The following is a 15,696-nucleotide window of genomic DNA, read 5'->3' on the forward strand; positions in this document are numbered from 1 at the left end:
TTCATATTTACGTTCCCCGCTGGAATAAGATTCGGCACTGCCGGAAAAAAGATGATTTTTTGGTGCAGGCGCTAAAGCAGCCAGGACCAGCATATAGTGACATATTCGTTGAAGACGGTCCATTGTCCTGCTGCATATGTTTCAAAAGAAAAAAGCGATTAAGCAGCTCCAATAGCATCAGAATCAGGAGGAAGACCAGACTGAAAAGCAATGTGGCAGCATGTGCGCATTGTCAGGCAAATCAATAAAAAACCTTAATTATATTATGTTAAAATAATGAAAGTATGAAGGAAGGAAGAATAATATGTCTCAGTCGCTTATTTTTTTGATCCTGCTGCTGGCCATCGGGCTGGCTGCGAAAAATAACTCTCTTGTCCTCGCTGTCATGGTGCTGGTGGCTATAAAAGCCATTGGTGCTGATTCAAAGATATTTTCCGTGCTGCAGTCAAAAGGAGTCAATTGGGGAGTCACGGTCATTACCATCGCAGTGCTGGCCCCGATTGCAAGCGGAGATATCGGTTTCAAGGAACTGACAGCAGCTTTTAAATCGCCGTACGCCTGGATCGCCCTGATTTCGGGAATGGCAGTCGCGCTGATTGCAAAAGGCGGATTGACACTGCTGACCGAGGATCCGCATATTACGGCAGCGCTTGTTCTTGGGACCATTCTGGCCGTATCCCTGTTTAAGGGGGTTGCAGTCGGGCCATTGATCGGAGCTGGAATCGCTTACATGGCAATGAGACTATTTGAATTTCTAAAATAGTTTTCTCCAAAAATAATAATTTTTTCACATTTCGAGTGCCTTTTCATTCACAAATATCAGATAATTGTTTATAATAGGACTTGTAAGCGTAACCTTTTTACAATTTCCTGCCGCCAGAATCAGTAAAAGGCGGCAACGAAAAAATGAAAGCATTTTCTTTTTTTTAATACTGGTTCCGAGCAAGCGCTCGATATATCAGGCTTGCGGAGCTTTGTTCAAAAACCTGCAGCATCAGCTCTGCAGTCTATTACACAACAGGCTCGGTCGGGCTGAACAGAATGATCTTTTACCGGTGCTATTTTTGGACATGCCGGCATGTTTACAGGCATACCGGCAAGGGGAAAATCAATTTGTAAAGGAGAGGTTCATATGACAGCAACACGAGGACTTGAAGGGGTAGTGGCGACTACTTCCTCTATCAGCTCGATCATCGATGATACGCTCACTTATGTGGGATATAATATCGATGATCTGGCGGAAAATGCAAGTTTTGAAGAGGTAATCTATTTATTGTGGCACAGGAAGCTTCCGACTGCCAAACAATTGGAAGAGCTTAAGAACCAGCTGGCAGAAGATATGGAACTTCCTCAGGAAGTGCTTGAACATTTCAAAATGTATCCGATTGATAAGGTGCATCCTATGGCTGCGCTGAGGTCAGCTGTGTCCCTGCTTGGCTTATATGATGAGGAAGCAGATGAAATGAATGAAGAGGCCAATTACCGCAAAGCAGTCCGCCTGCAGGCCAAAATGCCTGCGATCGTTACGGCATTTGCACGTGTGCGCAAAGGGCTTGATCCGATCGCCCCTAGAAAGGATCTCACTTTTGCTGCCAACTTCCTTTATATGCTTACTGGCAACGAGCCGGAAGATATCGCAGTTGAAGCTTTCAACAAGGCGCTTGTCCTGCATGCCGACCATGAGCTGAATGCATCCACTTTCACTGCCCGTGTCTGTGTAGCGACATTATCTGACGTTTATTCCGGTGTCACTGCAGCCATCGGCGCTCTTAAAGGGCCTCTCCATGGAGGAGCAAACGAAGCCGTCATGAAGATGCTTACAGAAATCGGCGAATTGAATAATGTAGATTCATATATTCGCGAGAAGCTGGACAATAAAGAAAAAATCATGGGCTTTGGCCACCGCGTATACCGTAAAGGCGATCCGCGCGCCAAACACCTGAGGGAAATGTCTGAAAAGCTGACTCATCTGACTGGTGAGCCGCACTGGTATCAGATGTCAACACAGATTGAGGACATTGTGACAGGAGAGAAAGACCTCCCGCCGAATGTTGATTTTTATTCTGCATCTGTTTATCACAGCCTGGGAATCGACCATGACCTGTTTACGCCGATCTTTGCCGTAAGCCGCGTATCCGGATGGCTTGCCCATATTCTGGAGCAATACGAAAACAACCGCCTCATCCGTCCGCGCGCCGACTATACAGGACCGGGTATGCAGACATATGTTCCGGTTGCTGAACGCGGATAATATAGTAAACAATTTTACTTTTCAGTAAAAAATTGATGTAATAGAAGAAGGGAATTCGGATGCCTCTTTTTAAAGAGGATAGGATGGCAGCATGATAGAATGATAGGCTGCACTTTTAAACTTCCGTTTCCTGGAGAAAACCGCGCACCGATCGGCATTTCCGGCCAGCTTTTTCCCGCTGGTCTCTGCTGCCGGGGTGATGTGTGCCGGCCTATGCTTAAGAATTTGGAGGGAGAAACCATGCAAGGTGAAAAAATTACTGTAACGAACGGCGCTTTAAACGTGCCTAACAATCCTATCGTCCCATTTATCGAGGGAGATGGAACTGGACCGGATATTTGGGCTTCAGCATCAAGAGTATTGGATGCTGCAGTTGAGAAAGCTTATAATGGCGAGCGCAAAATCGTCTGGAAAGAGGTTCTTGCAGGTGAAAAGGCATTCAACCAGACGGGCGAATGGCTTCCATCTGAAACGCTTGAACAGATCAACGAATACCTGATTGCGATTAAAGGTCCGCTGACAACTCCAATCGGAGGCGGGATCCGTTCATTGAACGTTGCCCTTCGCCAGGAGCTTGACCTGTATGTCTGCCTGCGCCCTGTACGCTGGTTCGAAGGTGTCCCATCTCCAGTCAAGCGTCCTCAGGATACTGATATGGTTATTTTCCGCGAAAATACGGAAGATATCTATGCAGGGATTGAATATGCAAAAGGCTCTGATGAAGTGAAGAAGCTGATCACTTTCCTTCAAAACGAAATGGGCGTCAATAAAATCCGTTTCCCTGAGACATCAGGAATCGGCATCAAGCCAGTGTCTGAAGAAGGCACAAGCCGTTTAGTCCGTGCAGCTATTGATTATGCCATCAAGGAAGGCCGCAAATCAGTAACGCTTGTACATAAAGGCAATATCATGAAGTTCACAGAAGGCGCATTCAAAAACTGGGGCTATGAGTTGGCTGAGAAGGAATACGGCGACAAAGTATTCACTTGGGCCCAGTATGACCGCATCAAAGAAGAGCAGGGGACAGAAGCTGCCAATAATGCACAGGCTGATGCAGAAGCTGCAGGCAAAATCATCGTCAAGGATGCCATTGCCGATATCTTCCTTCAGCAGATCCTTACACGTCCGCGCGAGTTTGATGTAGTGGCTACAATGAACCTGAACGGAGATTATATCTCTGATGCACTGGCTGCACAGGTAGGCGGCATCGGAATCGCTCCTGGAGCAAACATCAACTATGTAACAGGACATGCAATCTTTGAAGCAACCCACGGCACTGCACCTAAGTATGCCGGTCTTGATAAAGTTAATCCATCTTCAGTTATCCTGTCAGGCGTATTGCTGCTTGAGCATCTTGGCTGGACTGAAGCTGCGAACTTAATCGTCAAATCCATGGAAAATACAATTGCATCAAAAGTTGTGACTTATGACTTTGCGCGTCTGATGGACGGTGCGACAGAAGTGAAATGTTCTGAGTTCGGCGATGAGCTGATCAAGAACATGAAGTAAAACCAGCAGGAACTTTTCAGGAGGCCGGTTCTCATCCGAGGACGGCCTCTTACATAATCGGAGATATCCGGCCGCTGCCCTGCCAGCTGCAGGCTGCGTACCAAACCATTCCTTAAGGGGGAACATGTCATGACATTGAAACGCAAAAAGATTTCTGTAATCGGCGGAGGATTTACCGGAGCAACGACAGCTTTCCTGCTTGCCCAAAAGGAGCTTGGGGATGTAGTCCTTGTGGATATTCCTCAAATGGAAAACCCTACAAAAGGAAAAGCGCTTGATATGCTTGAAGCAAGTCCTGTACAGGGGTTTGATGCCAATATAACAGGCACATCCAGCTATGAAGATACGAAGGATTCCGATATCGTGGTGATTACAGCCGGAATTGCACGCAAGCCTGGCATGAGTCGCGACGACCTTGTTCAGACCAACCAAAAAATCATGAAAAGCGTCGCGCAGGAAATTGTAAAAAATTCTCCTGAAAGCTATATCATTGTCCTGACAAACCCGGTTGATGCCATGACCTATACGGTCTTCACAGAGTCAGGCTTCCCGAAAAACCGGGTAATAGGCCAGTCAGGCATCCTTGATACGGCGCGTTTCCGCACCTTTGTCGCCCAGGAGCTTAACCTTTCTGTTAAGGATATTACAGGCTTCGTCCTTGGCGGACATGGAGATGACATGGTGCCGCTTGTCCGTTATTCTTATGCAGGGGGCATTCCGCTGGAAACATTGATTCCGAAGGACCGCCTGGATGCAATCGTTGAGCGGACACGCAAAGGCGGAGGAGAAATCGTTAACCTTCTTGGAAACGGAAGCGCTTATTATGCTCCGGCTGCTTCTTTGGTGGAGATGTGTGAAGCAATCCTTAAAGACCAGCGGCGGGTGCTGCCTTCCATTGCTTATCTTGAAGGGGAATATGGTTATGAAGGCATTTATCTTGGCGTTCCAACCATTCTTGGGGCGAACGGGATCGAAAAAATCATTGAACTGGAACTGACAGACGAAGAAAAAGCTGCGCTGGATAAATCGGCGGAAGCTGTCCGAAATGTGATGGATGTGCTTGCTTGATAAACAATCAGATCGGGGGGGAATACCCCCGATTTTTTTAAAAATAAATAACTGAATTATCAAACTTATAAATGAAAACGATTACAATAATTGGAGGTGCTCTTCCTTGCTTCTAGGAAAAAAGCGCAAACTGGGCAGGAGAATTGAAGAAATAACAGCAGGGGAAAAGCTGACATTAACAGAAAAAATAGAGGATAAGGATCTGCTGCTTTATCTTGGCTTGACCAATGATGCAAATCCTCTTTATATCCAGCATGACTATGCTTCCCAGACGCCTTATAAAAAACCGATAGTACCCAATATCATGCTGAATGGCATCATATCTTCGGCGGTTTCCAAGTATTTGCCTGGTCCGGGTTCTCATATTCTTAAACAGGAGATTGAGTATCATAAACCTGTGTTCCATTATTCTGTCATCGAATTTTTATTTTTGGTGGATGACGTAAATCAAAGCAGCCATACAGTAACAATCAAAGTGGAGGCCATCACGGAAGAAGGCGAACTCGCATTAAGCGGTTCTCTCCTTGTATGCCCTCCACACCGCCTGGAAGGAATGGAAGGCAGCGCATTGGATAACTTTTAAATAGACAATATTTAGACCCGGAATGGAAGCATTCCGGGTCTTTTTAATCTTTTTTAGCTTAAATCTCATGCTCCGACTGTCCACCGGTTGTGAGACATCCTGTAAATCATATTTCTTATCCCGGAATATTCCTTATTGCTTTTCCTCCGGCCCCATATATTATAATAGAGCTGTGGTACTTGGGGTTTTTACAGGGGTAATATAGATTATTGGAGGCCTTTATGGATAAAAAAGTGCTAGTAGTTGATGATGAACAATCCATTGTCACCCTTTTGGAGTATAACCTGAAACAGGCAGGATATGAGGTAATCACTGCAATGGATGGAGAGTCCGGCAAGGATTTCGCCCTGCAGGAAAGGCCGGATCTGATCGTGCTGGATCTAATGCTGCCAAAGCTCAATGGCATAGAGGTCTGCAAGCAGCTTCGCCAGGAAAAAATACATACACCCATCCTCATGCTGACTGCAAAGGATGATGAATTTGATAAGGTGCTTGGCCTGGAGCTTGGCGCTGATGATTATATGACAAAACCTTTTAGCCCGAGAGAGGTTGTTGCCCGGGTAAAAGCAATCCTGCGCAGGACTCAGCTGACGGCCGGGCAGCAGGAGCAGGCTGAAGAGGATTCTGATTCTATCCGGATAGGCGGGCTGAAGATCTTCCCGGAGCATTATGAGGCATTTTTCTCGGAAGAACTGCTGGAACTGACACCGAAGGAATTTGAACTCCTGCTTTACCTTGCCCAAAATAAAGGCAGGGTGCTGACGAGGGACCAGCTGCTGAGTGCTGTATGGAATTATGATTTCGCAGGCGATACAAGAATCGTGGATGTACATGTCAGCCATCTGCGGGAAAAGATTGAGGAGAATACGAAAAAGCCGGCTTATATAAAAACAATCAGGGGGCTGGGCTATAAACTGGAGGAGCCGAAGGGCTGATGACCAAATTCCGCACAAGGCTTCTTTTTGCCCTGATCACGCTTATCATTGCTGTTTTGGTAGGTTTGGGCCTCCTGCTGGGCCAGCTGTTTAAAAGCTATTATCTTAAGTCATTCGATGAAAGGCTCATCAAGGAAAGTGAGATGCTTTCTACATATATTGAAGACAGCGGGGGGATTGATGCGCTGAGCCAAAAAACCATCCTCGATTTTGGGGAAATGCTGGGTGTCCGTGTCACCATTGTCAATGATGACGGCACCATCCGTTATGACAGCAAAGGTGAAAGAGAAAGCATTGATAGCAGGCATGAAGGGATTATACAGGGAATCCTAAGCAAAACAGGCAGAGATGAGGAGGTCTTCGAGGTTGAAGGCGGCTTTGATCTGCATTATTATTGGAAGCCGATTATCCAGGATGGAGCAAATGAAGGCTATATATTTCTCAGCTCACAGATGACAGAGCTGAAAAAAGCCTACAGGCAGATTTGGTGGATATTGACTGTCAGCCTTGGGCTTGCACTTGCAGTCATCATCCTCCTGGGCTCAAAGATTGCTGCGAGATATACGAAGCCAATTGAATCAGCTACTAACGTCGCCATTGAACTTGCAAAAGGAAATTACCGTGCAAGGACGTATGAGGATAATATAGATGAAACCGGTATGCTCAGCTCCTCGATCAATGTCCTTGCCAGAAATCTGCAGGATATGGTTAAGGCCCAGGAAATGCAGCAGGACCGGCTGGGAACCCTGATTGAAAACATGGGGAGCGGCCTTATTTTAATTGACAGCAGGGGCTATATCAGCCTTGTGAATAAGCCATACTATGAAATCTTCGGCCTGGAGCCTCACGGCTATGTCGGCAATCTTTATTATGAAGTGATTGAACAAAAAGAAATAACCGACCTGGTTGAAGATATCTTCATGACAGAACAGAAAACAAGAAAGCAAATGGTGATCCCGGTTGCAATTGAGCGCAAGCATTTTGAGGTGTATGGAGTCCCGATCATCGGAACGAATGATGTATGGAAAGGTATCCTGCTTGTTTTCCATGATATAACGGAATTAAAAAAGCTCGAACAGATGAGAAAGGACTTTGTCGCTAATGTTTCTCATGAGCTGAAGACACCGATCACCTCTATTAAAGGTTTTTCAGAAACACTGCTTGACGGTGCTATGCATGATCAAGCAGCGTTATCGGCTTTCCTGGACATAATATTGAAAGAAAGCGACCGCCTCCAGTCGCTCATCCAGGATCTGCTGGATCTCTCCAAAACAGAACAGCAGGGGTTCAGGCTTTCTGTCCAGGAGATGGATCTTTCCAGCCTGCTTGGCGAATGCCTGGCGATACTGAATGGAAAAGCAAAGGATAAGGCTATTGATATAGAGTATTCAGATCAATCGGGAAATGGGTGGATCAAGGGAGATCCTCACCGTCTGAAGCAGGTGTTCATCAACCTGCTGACCAATGCCATTACTTATACTCCGCAGGGCGGAAAAATATCCGTATCGCTGGAGGAAAAGGAAGATAAGGTCCAGGTTGAGGTTAAGGATACAGGCATGGGAATTGACCAGGATGAAATTCCCCGGATCTTTGAACGGTTCTACAGGATCGACAAAGCAAGGAGCAGGAATTCCGGAGGCACTGGCCTTGGCCTTGCAATCGTTAAGCATCTCGTTGAGGCCCACAAAGGCAGCATTACGGTTGAAAGTGAAGTGGGGAAGGGGACAACTTTTAAAGTGCAGCTGCACAGGGAAATTTCATAAAATGCGTACATATGGATTTAAGTTTACACATTCTTTACATGGTGTTTATTGTGCCTTAATATTCCATTGATACAATCATTTATGAAAAACCCCTTCATCCAAGGAGCCAAACCAGAAAGACGAAAGCAGACCCCGCTTTCGTCTTTCGCCATTTATTCAGCTTTTTTGTAATCATATTGAAACCTTTCTGTTATACAGCCGTATTAAGAGGCAGAGATAAAAACAGAAAGGGGAGCAGGGGAATGGTCAGTTTAAAAAGGATTTATACGATATTAGGCCTCGCGGTCCTGATTATCATACTGAGCATTGCAGCATTCACGACCTGGTATACAGTCGACGAATCTGAACAGGCTGTCATATTGACATTCGGTGAAGTGGAACAGGGCATCAATGAGCCTGGACTGCATTTTAAAATGCCATGGCCAATTCAATCAGTAGAAAAGCTATCGAAAGAAACCTTCAGCCTTCAATTCGGTTATGAAGAAAAAGATGGGAAGGTAAAGGAACATCCTCAAGATACAAAGATGATTACAGGGGATGAGAACATAGTCCATGCAGACCTTGTGGTGCAATGGAAAATTACAAATCCTGAAAAATTCCTTTTTAATGCTGATAATCCTGAGGAAGTCATGTATGATGCAACTTCTGCCTCATTAAGAAGCATCATAGGCAATTCCAAGATCGATGACGCCTTAACCTCAGGCAAGGCGCAAATCGAAGGGGATGTCAGAGAGATGCTGACTTCTTTGATTGAAAAATATGATATTGGCATATCGATACTGGCAGTCAAACTTCAGGATGTCGAACTTCCCAATGATGAAGTCCGCAAGGCATTCACCAATGTAACAGATGCCCGTGAGACGATGAATACTAAAATAAATGAAGCCAAGAAATATAAGAATAAGAGAATGAATGAGGCAGCCGGTGAAGAGGATGCCATGATTTCCAAGGCAAAAGGAGATAAAACTGCAAGGATCCAGGGAGCGACTGGTGATGTAGCCGTATTCAATAAGCTGTACGCGGAATATAAGAACAGCCCTGATATCACAAGGGAGAGGCTGGTGCTCGAAACGCTTGAGCAGGTTCTTCCCGGTGCTGAAATCTATATCATGAATGATGACGGGAATACCATGAAATATTTCCCGATCAGGCCTCTTGAGAAGGAGCAGCCTAAGGCACCGGCAGAGGAAGGAAGTGAAAGCAATGGATGATCAGAATGTAGTGAATATAAATGAGCGCGGAAACGGGTTTCAATGGCGAAACTATATTAAAGCAGGAATTTTTCTTGTAGTTGTCATCGCAGCACTGATTCTGGTCTTTGCCAACCTCTTTATCGTGAAGGAAGGCGAGTACAGGGTTATCCGCCAGTTTGGAGAAGTAGTCAGGATTGAGAAGGATCCCGGACTCAGCTATAAACTTCCTTTCATCCAGAGTGTCACTTCCCTGCCTAAGTATCAGATGACCTATGATGTCAATGAAGCGGAAATTAATACGAAAGATAAGAAAAGGATCATTATTGATAATTATGCCGTTTGGAGAATCGAGGATCCCAAGAAGCTGATTGCAAATGCCCAGACGATGGAAAAAGCAGAGTCAAGGATGGAAGAATTCATCTACTCGGTGGTAAGGGCAGAGCTTGGAAATTTGGAATATGAGGACATCATCACTGATGAAGAAGCCTCTTCCCGCGGTTCAATCAATGACAGGATCACTGAACAGGTGAATGAGATGCTGTCCAGGGACCAGTATGGGGTCGTTGTGACGGATGTCAGGATGAAAAGGACCGATCTGCCAAGCGAAAATGAGCAGTCTGTATACACAAGGATGATTTCCGAGCGGGATACAAAGGCACAGGAATATCTTTCACAGGGTGATGCGCAAAATAACAGGATTGTAGCAGAAACAGACATGAACGTTAAAGAGATGCTTTCAAAGGCACAGGCTGAAGCAGAAACGATCCGGGCGGAGGGTGAGGCAGAAGCTGCCCGCATCTACAATCAGTCGTTTTCAAAAGATCCTGATTTCTACTCTCTATACAGAACACTTCAATCTTATAAAAAGACGATCAATGGGGAGTCTGTTATTGTGCTTCCTTCCGATTCGCCGTATGCCCGCCTGTTGATGGGGTATACAAACTAGCAGGCAAATAGCTGCGCGCCGTTATTTTTCTTTCTTTATCCAGTCGTGATAAAATGAAAGAAGAATAACGGTTTTTTTTTGTTAAGCTACTTTTCTGCCAGGGTGAGGGTTATTTTGACTGGCTGAAGATGCGGCAGCGCTGAACAAGAGTGCGCTTCCGGGCTTTCAAAGAACTACGCTGCAAGGAGGATGGACCAATGGCTAAAAAGCTTGTATTGATTGATGGAAACAGTATTGCATACAGGGCCTTTTTCGCGCTTCCGCTGCTGAATAATGACAAAGGCATACATACAAATGCAGTTTACGGTTTTACGATGATGCTCATGCGCATCTTGGAGGATGAGGATCCTTCTCATATTCTGGTTGCTTTTGATGCAGGAAAAACAACATTCCGCCATAAAACATTCACTGAATATAAGGGAGGCAGGCAAAAAACTCCGCCGGAGCTGTCTGAACAATTCCCCTTCATCCGTGATCTGCTTGATGCTTATCAAATTCCGCGCTATGAGCTTGAAAATTATGAGGCGGATGATATCATCGGCACACTTTCCCTCCAGGCAGAGCAGGAGGGCTTCGAGGTAAAAGTCATTTCCGGGGATAAGGATTTGACCCAGTTAAGCTCTGAACATACTACCGTCGGAATCACCCGCAAGGGAATAACGGATATAGAAGAATATACTCCGGAACATATCCGGGAAAAATATGGCCTATCGCCTGGCCAGATCATTGATATGAAAGGCCTGATGGGGGACAGCTCAGACAATATCCCAGGGGTGCCCGGTGTAGGAGAGAAAACAGCCATCAAGCTGCTGAAGGAATTTGAAACGCTTGAGAACCTGCTTGGATCCATCGATCGTGTGAGCGGCCAGAAGCTGAAGGAAAAGCTTGAGGAGCACAAAGATCTGGCAGTGATGAGCAAGGAGCTTGCCACCATCACAAGGGAAGCGCCTGTTGAAGTGAAGGTAGAAGATGTGGGCTATTCAGGCTACGACCAGGCCAAAGTCGTTTCCCTTTTCAAAGATCTCGGATTCAACTCGCTTCTTGAAAAGATTGGCGGGGAATTACCAGAAGAAACTGCTGCGCCCCTTGAAGATATCCAGTTTGAAACAGCAGAAAACATCCTGGACGATTTATTTGCAGACGAAACTGCTTTTTATGTCGAGATGCTTGAAGAGAATTATCATACCGCCGAAATAGCCGGCTTCTCGGCTGCAAGCGGAAATGGGGTCTATTTTATTCCCGCTGAGCTTGCACTAAGCTCTGAGACCTTTAAGAAATGGGCCGAGGACGAATCTAAAAAGAAGATTGTCTATGATGCCAAGCGAACGGAGGTTTCCCTGCGCCATCACGGCATCCACTTAAAAGGAGTGGAGTTTGACCTTCTTATCGCTTCCTATATCATCAATCCGTCAGAATCAATCGAAGACTTTGCTTCAGTTGCCAAACGCCATGGGTACAATGGTGTACAGACGGATGATGCTGTCTACGGGAAAGGTGCGAAAAGAAAGATTCCGGCACAGGAAGAGCTGGCAGGGCATCTTGCCAGAAAAGCTGCAGCCCTGGAAGCCCTTAGGGACAGGCTTGAAGATGAGTTAAAGGAAAACAGGCAGTATGAGCTTTTTTATGATCTGGAAATGCCGCTTTCGCTTATTCTGGCTGATATGGAGTCGCAGGGCGTCAAAGTCGACCTTGAAAGGCTTCAGGCGATGGGAGAACAGATCAATCAGAAGCTGGGCAATATTGAAGAGCGCATCCACGAGCTCGCGGGTGAGGCTTTCAACATTAATTCTCCTAAACAGCTTGGGGTCATCCTCTTTGAAAAGCTCGGCCTGCCTCCTGTCAAAAAGACAAAGACAGGATATTCTACTTCTGCTGATGTTCTGGAAAAGCTGGAAGATAAGCATGAGATCATCAGGGAAATCCTGCAGTACAGGCAGCTCGGCAAACTGCAGTCGACTTATATTGAAGGGCTGCTGAAGGTGACGGACAAGAAAACAGGGAAGGTTCATACCCGCTTTAATCAGGCACTCACACAAACGGGGCGCCTCAGCTCTACGGATCCGAACCTGCAGAATATCCCGATCCGGCTGGAAGAGGGCAGAAAGATCAGGCAGGCATTTGTACCTTCTGAAAAAGGCTGGGTCATTTTTGCAGCCGACTATTCCCAGATCGAGCTAAGGGTCCTTGCGCATATTGCTGGCGATGAAAAGCTGATCGAGGCTTTCCGTGAAGATCAGGATGTCCATACAAAGACAGCTATGGAGGTATTCCATGTTTCAGAAGGTGAAGTGACTTCGAACATGAGGCGCCACGCTAAAGCAGTCAACTTTGGAATTGTATATGGAATAAGCGATTATGGATTGTCGCAAAGCCTGGGGATTACGAGGAAGGAAGCCGGGCAGTTCATCGACCGCTATCTGGAAAGCTATCCCGGAGTCCGCGAGTATATGGACGATATCATCCAGGAGGCGAAACAGAAGGGATATGTTTCGACACTTCTTCACAGAAGAAGATATCTTCCCGAGATTACGAGCCGGAATTTCAATCTAAGGAGCTTTGCAGAGCGGACAGCCATGAATACGCCCATTCAGGGCAGTGCTGCCGATGTTATTAAGAAAGCCATGATTGACATGGCCGATCGGCTTCGGGAAGAAGGACTGCAGTCCCGCCTTCTTTTATCGGTGCACGATGAATTGATCTTTGAGGCGCCTGAGGAAGAAATTGAGATACTAAAGAGAATTGTGCCCGACGTGATGGAAAATACAGTAGATCTGGATGTCCCGCTAAAGGTCGACTTCTCATACGGCCCGACATGGTTTGATGCAAAATAGAAGGAAGAAGCAAGCGCTTGGGTACAGCCGGGCGCTTTCTTCCTTCCCGACAGCCCGGGCTGAAGAAAGAAGAAAGGAGAATGAATCATGCCTGAATTGCCTGAAGTAGAAACAGTCAGGAAAACATTGAAAGAGCTTGTCACCGGCAAAGAAATCGGGCAAGTGTCCATCCATTGGCCGAAGATGATCAAGCAGCCTGGTGAAGCTGAGCAGTTTGCCGATGCGCTTGCCGGACAGACTATCCTGGATGTCGGAAGGCGCGGAAAGTTCTTGATCATTTATACAGACGATTATGCTTTGGTTTCCCATCTCCGCATGGAAGGCAAGTATGCTCTCTATTCAAAAGAAGAGGACAAGGATAAGCATACCCATGTTATCTTCCATTTCACAGACGGTTCTGAACTCCGCTACAGGGATGTAAGGAAGTTCGGGACAATGCACCTGTTTGCCAAGGGAGAGGAGTTTGCGAGTCTGCCCCTTTCCCAGCTGGGGCCTGAGCCGTTTTCGGAAGAATTTACTCCCCAGTTTCTGCAGCAGCGGCTGGCCGGCACCAATCGAGCGGTCAAAACTGCCCTTTTAGATCAGAAAGCAGTCGTCGGACTTGGGAATATCTACGTGGATGAGGCGCTTTTCAGAGCAGGCATCCACCCTGAAAGGCTGGCCAGTTCTCTTTCTGATGATGAAATCGGCAGGCTGCATAAGGAGATTGTCGCCACACTTTCTGAAGCAGTTGAGAAGGGGGGCAGCACCATCAGGTCTTATGTGAATTCACAGGGCCAGATCGGCATGTTCCAGCTCGAGCTTTTCGTCTACGGGCGAAAAGGAGAGGAATGCAAAACATGCGGCAGCACACTCGAAAGAATCATCGTCGGCGGGCGGGGCACAGTCTTCTGCCCTGTGTGCCAGGTGAAGTAGAGGGACTTTCGCCCTCCGCATTTCGATTGTCCAGCTGCAGCGGCTAGGGACTCGAGTCATAAGTCACCCAGGAATTAAAGGCAAAGAACGCCTTTTATTCCTGGGCGCCTTATGCTTGTCGTCCCTGGGCAAGCCGCTTCCGCATTTCGATTCAGCTGCGGCTCCTAGGTGCTCGAGTCATAAGCCGCGCAAGAATTAAAGGCAAAGAACGCCTTTTATTCTTGCGCGTCCTATGCTTGTCGGCTCTGGGCAAGCCGCTTCCGCTTTTCTAATAACATTGGATTGGCTTCTTCCATATACTATCCTAGCGATTTACAGGAGGAAGGAGCATGATCCATGGTACACACACTCTCACTTCTTATGCTTGCATTTGCTGTCAGTCTTGACAGTTTCAGTGTTGGCTTGACATATGGGTTAAGGAAAATGAGCATACCCTTAAAGTCGATTTTAATTATTGCCTGCTGTTCGGCTATAACGCTTATAACAGCAATGACCATCGGCCATGTGATCGAGAGTTTTCTGTCACCTCAAGCTGCCGAGAGTCTTGGCGGAATTCTTTTGATTCTCCTTGGAGCCTGGGTCTTGTACCAGTTTTTCCGTCCGGAAAAATCAAAAGATGTTCTTCCCCATGAGAAAACGATTGTCAATTTTGAAATTAAATCATTAGGCCTTGTTATAAACATCCTGCAAAAGCCCATGGCTGCCGATTTTGATAAATCAGGCACGATTACAGGGATTGAAGCATTTATGCTGGGCCTTGCTTTATCTTTGGATGCGTTTGGAGCAGGGATAGGAGCCGCCATGCTGGGATATTCTCCCGGCTATCTGGCCGCTGCGGTGGCTGCGATGAGCTCGCTATTTGTTTTTGCCGGAATGAAAATCGGCACCATTTTCAGCCACAGCAGCTGGGTGCAGCGCTTTTCTTTTATTCCTGGGCTTTTGCTGATTGTCATCGGAATCTGGAAAATATAACGAGTCCGGAAAGGACAGAATATGCCGTTAGTAATAGGATTGACTGGAGGCATCGCCAGCGGGAAAAGCACCGTATCCTCCATGCTGATAGAAAAAGGGGTTACGGTCATTGATGCAGATTTGGAAGCACGGCTTGCAGTGGAAAAGGGAGAAGAAGCATATAACGGTATTGTCAGCCGCTTTGGAACCGGGATTCTGCAGCCTGATGGAGAAATTGACCGGGCAAAGCTCGGGGCCATCATTTTTCATAATGAAGAGGAACGGCTGGCTCTTAATGCGATTGTCCATCCTGCAGTCCGCAAGAGAATGCTGGAAAAAAAAGAGCAGGCCATCCAAAAAGGGGAGCAGCTAGTAGTGCTGGATATACCGCTGCTGTTCGAAAGCAAGCTGGAACATTTGGCAGATAAGACATTGCTTGTTTATACAGATGGGGAAACTCAGCTGAGGCGCCTGATGAACCGTAATTCATTAAGTGAAAAAGAAGCGGAGGCCCGCATCAATTCTCAAATGCCTCTTACTGAAAAAGTCAGGCTGGCAGATGCGGTTATTAATAATAATGGCACCATTGAGGAGACGAAGGAGCAGTTATCCGGGCTGCTTGATCTATGGCTGCCGGAGGAAAAGGGGAAGAGCTGATGCCTTCCTCTTTTTTATGTTTAAAAAACAAAACATTTATAGTTTGTGCTTTGTTATTTCCGTTCATAAAAGGCTTAAAGCTGACTATATTGAA

13 protein-coding genes are annotated in these 15,696 nt (G+C 46.4%); all 13 read left to right on the top strand.

Annotated features, from left to right (window positions below; translation table 11 throughout):
- The first annotated feature begins 304 nt into the window (after positions 1–304).
- The 13 genes from ABU165_RS00890 (at position 305) to coaE (ending at position 15,602) form a co-directional block, all read left to right on the top strand.
- The gene (locus ABU165_RS00890; RefSeq protein ID WP_009791357.1) at positions 305–763 is read left to right on the top strand and encodes a DUF441 domain-containing protein; all 459 of its coding nucleotides are present in this window, start codon (positions 305–307) and stop codon (positions 761–763) included.
- A gap of 369 nt (positions 764–1,132) precedes the next feature.
- Positions 1,133–2,251 carry a citrate synthase gene (citZ, locus tag ABU165_RS00895; protein ID WP_009791359.1) on the top strand — a complete coding sequence of 373 codons (1,119 nt, stop codon included), beginning with the start codon at positions 1,133–1,135 and terminating at the stop codon, positions 2,249–2,251.
- A gap of 240 nt (positions 2,252–2,491) precedes the next feature.
- The gene (icd, locus tag ABU165_RS00900) at positions 2,492–3,760 is read left to right on the top strand and encodes an NADP-dependent isocitrate dehydrogenase (protein ID WP_224951650.1); all 1,269 of its coding nucleotides are present in this window, start codon (positions 2,492–2,494) and stop codon (positions 3,758–3,760) included.
- A 129-nt stretch (positions 3,761–3,889) separates the two neighbouring features.
- Complete coding sequence (gene mdh / locus ABU165_RS00905; RefSeq protein ID WP_318059600.1) at positions 3,890–4,828, top strand: malate dehydrogenase; 939 nt, start codon at positions 3,890–3,892, stop codon at positions 4,826–4,828.
- A 106-nt stretch (positions 4,829–4,934) separates the two neighbouring features.
- Positions 4,935–5,411, top strand: a complete 477-nt coding sequence (locus ABU165_RS00910) for a MaoC family dehydratase (RefSeq protein ID WP_094766914.1) — start codon at positions 4,935–4,937, stop codon at positions 5,409–5,411.
- A 221-nt stretch (positions 5,412–5,632) separates the two neighbouring features.
- A complete protein-coding gene (locus ABU165_RS00915) occupies positions 5,633–6,346 on the top strand; it encodes a response regulator transcription factor (protein ID WP_009791363.1) in 714 nt (237 codons plus the stop codon).
- A complete protein-coding gene (gene pnpS / locus ABU165_RS00920) occupies positions 6,346–8,109 on the top strand; it encodes a two-component system histidine kinase PnpS (RefSeq protein ID WP_009791364.1) in 1,764 nt (587 codons plus the stop codon). The genes ABU165_RS00915 and pnpS overlap by 1 nt, the downstream gene beginning before the upstream one ends.
- Before the next feature lie 242 nt (positions 8,110–8,351).
- Positions 8,352–9,320 carry an FtsH protease activity modulator HflK gene (hflK, locus tag ABU165_RS00925; RefSeq protein ID WP_022544265.1) on the top strand — a complete coding sequence of 323 codons (969 nt, stop codon included), beginning with the start codon at positions 8,352–8,354 and terminating at the stop codon, positions 9,318–9,320.
- Complete coding sequence (gene hflC / locus ABU165_RS00930) at positions 9,313–10,248, top strand: protease modulator HflC (RefSeq protein WP_009791366.1); 936 nt, start codon at positions 9,313–9,315, stop codon at positions 10,246–10,248. Before hflK ends, hflC begins: the two co-directional genes overlap by 8 nt.
- A 197-nt stretch (positions 10,249–10,445) precedes the next feature.
- A complete protein-coding gene (gene polA / locus ABU165_RS00935) occupies positions 10,446–13,079 on the top strand; it encodes a DNA polymerase I (protein WP_129613941.1) in 2,634 nt (877 codons plus the stop codon).
- Positions 13,080–13,166: 87 nt separating this feature from the next.
- Positions 13,167–13,994, top strand: a complete 828-nt coding sequence (mutM, locus tag ABU165_RS00940; RefSeq protein WP_101550504.1) for a DNA-formamidopyrimidine glycosylase — start codon at positions 13,167–13,169, stop codon at positions 13,992–13,994.
- A 336-nt stretch (positions 13,995–14,330) separates the two neighbouring features.
- Positions 14,331–14,966, top strand: a complete 636-nt coding sequence (gene ytaF / locus ABU165_RS00945; RefSeq protein WP_022544264.1) for a sporulation membrane protein YtaF — start codon at positions 14,331–14,333, stop codon at positions 14,964–14,966.
- Between the two features lie 21 nt (positions 14,967–14,987).
- Positions 14,988–15,602, top strand: a complete 615-nt coding sequence (coaE, locus tag ABU165_RS00950; RefSeq protein WP_094766917.1) for a dephospho-CoA kinase — start codon at positions 14,988–14,990, stop codon at positions 15,600–15,602.
- Positions 15,603–15,696: the final 94 nt, after the last annotated feature.

Origin of the sequence: Cytobacillus sp. T106, from assembly GCF_040492155.1 — a bacterium.
Lineage (GTDB): Bacteria > Bacillota > Bacilli > Bacillales > Cytobacillaceae > Bacillus_AB > Bacillus_AB infantis.

Excerpts from the sequence above, each read along its gene's own strand:
- ABU165_RS00890 (WP_009791357.1), top strand. The coding sequence starts at position 305 with ATGTCTCAGTCGCTTATTTTTTTGATCCTGCTGCTGGCCATCGGGCTG.
- citZ (WP_009791359.1), top strand. The coding sequence starts at position 1,133 with ATGACAGCAACACGAGGACTTGAAGGGGTAGTGGCGACTACTTCCTCT.
- icd (WP_224951650.1), top strand. The coding sequence starts at position 2,492 with ATGCAAGGTGAAAAAATTACTGTAACGAACGGCGCTTTAAACGTGCCT.
- mdh (WP_318059600.1), top strand. The coding sequence starts at position 3,890 with ATGACATTGAAACGCAAAAAGATTTCTGTAATCGGCGGAGGATTTACC.
- ABU165_RS00915 (WP_009791363.1), top strand. The coding sequence starts at position 5,633 with ATGGATAAAAAAGTGCTAGTAGTTGATGATGAACAATCCATTGTCACC.
- pnpS (WP_009791364.1), top strand. The coding sequence starts at position 6,346 with ATGACCAAATTCCGCACAAGGCTTCTTTTTGCCCTGATCACGCTTATC.
- hflK (WP_022544265.1), top strand. The coding sequence starts at position 8,352 with ATGGTCAGTTTAAAAAGGATTTATACGATATTAGGCCTCGCGGTCCTG.
- hflC (WP_009791366.1), top strand. The coding sequence starts at position 9,313 with ATGGATGATCAGAATGTAGTGAATATAAATGAGCGCGGAAACGGGTTT.
- polA (WP_129613941.1), top strand. The coding sequence starts at position 10,446 with ATGGCTAAAAAGCTTGTATTGATTGATGGAAACAGTATTGCATACAGG.
- mutM (WP_101550504.1), top strand. The coding sequence starts at position 13,167 with ATGCCTGAATTGCCTGAAGTAGAAACAGTCAGGAAAACATTGAAAGAG.
- ytaF (WP_022544264.1), top strand. The coding sequence starts at position 14,331 with ATGGTACACACACTCTCACTTCTTATGCTTGCATTTGCTGTCAGTCTT.
- coaE (WP_094766917.1), top strand. The coding sequence starts at position 14,988 with ATGCCGTTAGTAATAGGATTGACTGGAGGCATCGCCAGCGGGAAAAGC.